Raw genomic sequence first — 5,518 nt, forward strand, 5'->3', positions numbered from 1 at the left:
CGAGGCGATCAGCAGGCTGCGGGCCAGGGCACCGCCGCCTGGACCCGGTCCGCAGACGCCGCCGAACAGGCGTTCAAGACGCAGCGGGACGCCGGCGTCGGACGACGGCAGGGCGGTCATCGACCCCGCCAGCACCAGACCGGCTCCGCCCACGGCGAAGGCTTTCCAGAACAGTCTCATGCACCGTCCCCTTCCAGGGCCTGACGCGATGAAATCGAAAACGGCGATATTACGCCTTGGCGCGCCTCTTAGACAGGGCGATTCCGGGAAACGGGACTTTCCTGGGCGGGCGGTTCACAGGCGGAAGCGTTTGGGGTCTGCTGAGGGTGGGGAGCGGACGCTCAGGGCATGGGGGTAGCAGACTCTACAGCGGTCGCCGCTCCACCGTCACGGTTCGACGATCCGTCTCCCGAACGCCGTCAGGCTTTACCGTTTCCAATGTTGTCACGACCGTCCGTCGAGTAGGGTTCCCCTTGGCGTCAACATCGAAGGTGATCTCGACTGTTCCGGTGACCGTTTCTTCCGAGCGCTTCTGAAGCGCATTTTCCAATGTCACGGGCTGCTGCAATATTTCCCCGACAGCTACGTCACCTTCGGCGCGATATCGACGGACGGTATCGACATCGACATCTAGCTTCACGGAGTATTTCGAGCCGCCAGCCCTATCGCTTGTGCGGAACAAAGGAGCCGAACCGAGAGCTTCGGGATGTCGGTATATGGCTCCCTCGTGGAGATCGACCGCAAGCAGGTTGATGGCTTCAAGGTCGGCTATGACGGAGTTTGGATCGCATTCGATGCGAAACGCATTCCACGTGAATATCCACCGCCCGCACATTTCCCGCGTTAGGCCCGCCGACGCGAGCCATTTGTCAACTCGCCCCTCAAGCTCCGAGCGGTTCAACAACTGCATGATGCCGGTCGATGTTTGGAGAACCCGCGCCGGGTATTGCCAGACGCGCGCTCTTTCCTCAGCCGTCGCATCCTTCGGAAGATCGAACTCAAGCTCGGTTCCGAGATCGCTGACAGAGACCACGCGCTCTAGGGTGGCATCCCGTCCGCTTGAGCTACCTGAAGACCCGTCACTGCCCTGCTGTGACGTTTCGTAGGACACGATGATTTCGTGCTGGTCTCCCACCACTCTGTCGGGCTGAAGCGACAAAGCGAACAAAGGGCCTGCTGTCAGCGAGGCAGCAATTCCGACGACGATCCCAATCCAGTTCATCTCGCAGACAATGAACATCGGTTTCTAGAATGGCAATGTCCGCTAAGGGTCGATTCCAGACATAGCCTACAGCCTGCGAAGCCGCTGTTCAGTCTAGCGCGTCGAAGTCCACCACGATCGGGTCGCGGTCCAGCAAGGCCAGCACGCGGCGGAAGCTGTCCTGGCTCAGGGCGGTGGTCGCCGTATTGGCCAGGGGGTGGAAGTTGACGACGGCCGTCTCCCACAGGCGGCGGTCCAGGACGAAGGTCACACGGCGGTCCGCATCGTTGATCAGGCCCAGGGCCGTGACCGAGCCGGGGCGCACGCCCAGCGTCTCCCACAACAGCGCCTCATTGCCGAAGGACAGGCGGTCCGAGCCCATCGCCCGGTGGGCGCGCTTCAGGTCGATGACCGTGTCCTGGGCCGCCGAGATCAGCCACAGTCGGCCCTTCTTGTCCTTGAGGAACAGGTTTTTGGTGTGCAGGCCCGGCAGGTCGGCCTTGAGGTCCAGACCCTCCTCGACGCGGAAGACCGCGGGGTGGTCGTGGGTGGTCTGTTCGATCCCGTGCTCGGCCATCCAGGCCAGCAGGCGGGCGCGGTCGTACGCGGGCTCGGGGACGGACGAAGTCAGGGCGGCGGAGGCCTGGTTGGCGGCGATGGCGGTCATCTCGGTCTTGTCGGGCGGGCGGCGGGGGCGATAGGGAGAAACGACCCTCGTCATCACCCCCCTGTTCGTCAAGTTTGGGAGCCGCGTCTTGGAACTGGAATGCTATCCGATGAACGCTCGGCCGTGCGATCTCGTGCCGGGCCGCCAGTCGCGCAACTGGATGGACGCCTTCGCCAGCCGTCACCCCTACCGCTGTCTGCCGCTGACCATGGCCAACACCACGGGGTGGGAGATCCTGTGCCCGTTTGGCTTCACGGCCGAGTGGAACGGCGGGCCGTCGCAGACCGACATCAAGATCACGCCGGACCGGCCGCAGCCGGAGCTGGACCACTTCGTCACCTCGCACTTCTCGCGCGGGGTGCTGACCATGCATCCGCAGTATCTGTTCCGCACGCCGCCGGGCTGGGGGCTGATCGCCCAGGGCTCGCCCAACCACGTCAAGGACGGCATCCAGCCGCTGAGCGGCCTGATCGAGACGGACTGGCTGCCGTTCCCCTTCACCATGAACTGGATCTTCACGCGGCCGGGCCGGATCAAGTTCGAGAAGGGCGAGCCCTTCTGCTTCATCCTGCCGGTCGAGCACCGCAAGGTGGAGCAGTTCGAGCCGGTGATCCGTTCGCTGGAGTCCAACCCCGGCATGAAGGGGCAGTTCGAGGCCTGGAACCGTTCGCGCACCGACTTCAACACCCGCCTGGCCTCGGGCGATCCCGACGCGGCCAAGGAGGCGTGGCAGCGCTTCTACTTCAAGGGCGAGGTGCCCGAGGCCCTGGGCACGGCGCCCGCCACCCACGCGAACAAGCGCCGCCTGAAGAACCCGCGCATCGGCTGAGGCCAAGCGCCTGACGCAGCAACGCCCGCCTCCGTCGTCGGAAGCGGGCGTTGTCATGTCTAGCGCCGCTCAAGCAGCGAGCGACCGCGTCGCGAGCGTTAGCGGCCCGCTTAAGAAGCCGGACGCATCACGCGCGGGCCGAGGTTGTTGATGACCTCGCGGGCGTCGAAGGCGTTGGGGTCGCCGGCGGGCTTAGGCCCGCGGCCCATGACGATCTCGGCCGTAGCCTCATAGCGATCGACCTGGCGGATATCGCGCTCCCGGCCCCAGTAGGGATCCCAGGTGCTCCAGTAGCCGCGCTGGTAGAAGCGCCATTGCGGACCCCAGTAGGGGCCGTAGCGGTCGTAGTAGAAGGGATCCGGCGTCGTGTAGAACCGGGTGTCGCGGTCGGTGGCGCGGGTGACGGTGGCGAACCAGTCGTAGCCGTTCTCGACCGTCAGTTCGGCCGAACGCAGCAGCAGCGACATCTCGACCTGATCGCGTGAGGTGACCGAGTTGCCCGAGAAGCTGACGGCGTAGCGGTTGGACTCCAGGCGCTGCTCGGCATAGCCGCCCTGACCCTTCGAGCCGGCCGGCTGATAGGGGGTGGCCGTCGCGCAGGCGCCCAGGGCGAGCGCGCCCGCCAGGGCGATCAGCACCGGGGTTTTGCGAAACTTCATCATGGAAAACTCTCCTTGAGCGCTCATTGAACGCCCGTCGGTCTGAACGGGGGGTGAATGGTCAAGTTCCAAGCCGCTCATCCCGCACCCATCACAGACGCGAGACGATCAGGACGGCGGCGAGGAGCAGAAGGCATCCGACCACAATGCCGAAACCCTTGCGGAAACGCGGCGCGGTCATCTGTCGCGCCAGGGCGGCTCCGCCCAGGCCGTAGGCGCACATCGACAGGCCGTCCATGCCGACGGTGGTCACGGCGAACAGGGCCAGCTGCGGCGCCAGCGGGCGGTTGATGTCGAGGAAGGGCGGCAGGACGGCGGTGAAGAAGAGGATGGCCTTGGGGTTGGCGATCTGGACCATGAAGCCGTCGACCAGGGCGCTGCGTCCGCGCTTGACCTCGATGTGCGAAGGCTCGGCGGCGGTGGCGAAGGCCCCGCGCAGGGCCTTGATCCCCAGCCAGGCGACATAGAGGGCGCCCAGGACGGCGACGATGCGGAAGACCTGGGGGAAGGCGATCACCAGCGCGCCCAGGCCCAGGGCGGCGGCCCCGAACCACACCAGGGTGGCGGTGTTCATACCCAGGACGGCGGTCAGGGCGGCGGCCTTGCCCTTCTCCATGCCGGTGGCGACGGCGAAGATGTTGGCCGGGCCGGGCGTCACCGCCATCACGGCCATGACGCCGAGAAAAGCCAGGTACAGATGCGGATCGACAGGAAGCGCGGCCATAAGGCCCTTTCGGGCGCAAGCGGGCTCAGGTCAAGCCGGGTCTTGGGTCAGGCCGTTCTGTTCAGGCGGGGCAGGGGACCGGGCCGTCGGAGTCCAGCGGCGCCGCCAGGGCGGTCTTCTCCAGCGCGTCCAGGGCCAGGTCGAAGCCGTACTGAGCCACCAGGCCGTAGGTGACCATCTGTTCGGGGTCGATCTGGGCCCAGGCCCCGTTGGTCGTCAGGCCGTGAACCACGGGTTCGACCTCGGCCATGGCTTCGCGGATGATGGCCTCGACGTCGACTTCGGCCAGGGCCGCCTCGGCGATCTGACCGGCCTGGCGCGTGGCCTCGGCGGTGAAGTCGACGACGTGGGGTTGATAATCGGACCACAGGGCGACGACGCGCAGGCTCTTCTGCGTTTCGGTCAGGCTGGGATCGGCCTGGATGCGCTCGGCGCGCGCGCCGAACTCCTCCATCTTCGCCTCGAAGACGGCGGCGGCGGCTTCCAGACGGGTATCGGCGGGGGTTTTCTGCTCTTCGGCCATGGCGACCGAGACCGGCAGCAGGGCCAGGGCGGCGGCCAAGGAGAGCGAGGCGAGGGGGAGGGCGCGGGTCATGACGAAGCTCCTTCGGCGGACGCTGGTCAGGGTCCGCCGAAGGAGGGATCGGCTCAAGTGAAATCGCGGTAAGGCGCGATCTCGCGCTCAGGCGTCTTAGTTGACGGCGGGCGGCGCCGGCGGGGCGGCCAGGGCGCCTTCGATGGCGGTGCGAATCTGGGCGGGCACGCTGCGCAGCTGAGCCGAGGCGCCGTCAGCCGCCGCCAGGATTTCGGCCTTCTTGTCGGCGTTCTCGGGCTTTTCGGCCATCACGCGCAGGAAGGCGCCGTATTCGTCGGCAAAGGCCGCGAACTTGGGCTCGTACTGGTTCAGGACCGCGTCGGTGCGCGTCTTCTTGGTCGCGGCGTCCAGGCTGGCGTCGTCCATGATCGTCTCAAGCTCGGCGCCCATGCGCTCGGCCTCGACCTGGAAGGCGTCGCCCTTGATCTGGAAGGCGGCTTCCTCGGGCGAGGGAGCGGGCTCGGCGGTGATCATCGGGGCGGGCGGCGGCGGATCCTGGACGGCGGCGAAGGCGGGGGCGGCGAACAGGGTCAGCGCCGCAGCGGCGGCGAGGGAAAGACGGTTCAACGGAGAACTCCGGCTGGCGACGGCCGAAGCCGTCAATAGGGATACGCCGGACGATCGACCGGAGATAGGCGCAAGTTGGCCTTGCCACCGGGCGAGCGCAAGCGTCAGCATGTGGGAATGAAAACGATCCTGCGCGCCGCCTCCGCCTTCTCCGTCGTCTTCGCCTCGGCTCTGACGCTGACGGTCGGTCTGACGCCGGGCGACGCTCGCGCTCAGGCGGGGGCGCGGAGCTACGCCGTCGAAGGCGACTGCGACGGACGCCCGGCGACCGGGGTG

7 protein-coding genes and 1 pseudogene are annotated in these 5,518 nt (G+C 66.8%); 1 reads left to right on the forward strand and 7 read right to left on the reverse strand.

What is annotated here, in order from left to right; translation table 11 throughout:
* The 3 genes and pseudogenes from RT567_RS12970 to RT567_RS12980 form a co-directional block, all read right to left on the reverse strand.
* Positions 1-180 (reverse strand): annotated as a pseudogene (locus tag RT567_RS12970) (hypothetical protein); the annotation flags it as partial.
* 184 nt (positions 181-364) lie between these two features.
* The gene (locus tag RT567_RS12975; protein WP_313576729.1) at positions 365-1,240 is read right to left on the reverse strand and encodes a hypothetical protein; all 876 of its coding nucleotides are present in this window, start codon (positions 1,238-1,240) and stop codon (positions 365-367) included.
* Positions 1,241-1,310: 70 nt separating this feature from the next.
* Positions 1,311-1,778, reverse strand: a complete 468-nt coding sequence (locus RT567_RS12980; protein ID WP_313576734.1) for a prolyl-tRNA synthetase associated domain-containing protein — start codon at positions 1,776-1,778, stop codon at positions 1,311-1,313.
* Positions 1,779-1,956: 178 nt separating this feature from the next.
* On the opposite strand from RT567_RS12980, the gene RT567_RS12985 reads away from it, so the two are divergent.
* Positions 1,957-2,697 carry a DUF6065 family protein gene (locus RT567_RS12985; protein WP_087141461.1) on the forward strand — a complete coding sequence of 247 codons (741 nt, stop codon included), beginning with the start codon at positions 1,957-1,959 and terminating at the stop codon, positions 2,695-2,697.
* A gap of 110 nt (positions 2,698-2,807) precedes the next feature.
* Here RT567_RS12985 and RT567_RS12990 read toward each other — a convergent pair whose 3' ends face one another.
* The 4 genes from RT567_RS12990 to RT567_RS13005 all read right to left on the reverse strand — a co-directional run bounded on the left by RT567_RS12990 (position 2,808) and on the right by RT567_RS13005 (position 5,242).
* Positions 2,808-3,359, reverse strand: a complete 552-nt coding sequence (locus RT567_RS12990) for a CC0125/CC1285 family lipoprotein (RefSeq protein WP_313576730.1) — start codon at positions 3,357-3,359, stop codon at positions 2,808-2,810.
* Between the two features lie 88 nt (positions 3,360-3,447).
* Positions 3,448-4,080 carry a LysE family translocator gene (locus RT567_RS12995; protein ID WP_313576731.1) on the reverse strand — a complete coding sequence of 211 codons (633 nt, stop codon included), beginning with the start codon at positions 4,078-4,080 and terminating at the stop codon, positions 3,448-3,450.
* Between the two features lie 61 nt (positions 4,081-4,141).
* Complete coding sequence (locus RT567_RS13000) at positions 4,142-4,675, reverse strand: hypothetical protein (RefSeq protein WP_313576732.1); 534 nt, start codon at positions 4,673-4,675, stop codon at positions 4,142-4,144.
* A gap of 96 nt (positions 4,676-4,771) precedes the next feature.
* Positions 4,772-5,242: a translation initiation factor IF-2 gene (locus RT567_RS13005; protein WP_313576733.1), complete on the reverse strand. Its 471-nt coding sequence runs from the start codon at positions 5,240-5,242 to the stop codon at positions 4,772-4,774.
* Between the last annotated feature and the right edge of the window lie 276 nt (positions 5,243-5,518).

This window comes from Brevundimonas sp., from assembly GCF_032107865.1.
GTDB lineage: Bacteria > Pseudomonadota > Alphaproteobacteria > Caulobacterales > Caulobacteraceae > Brevundimonas.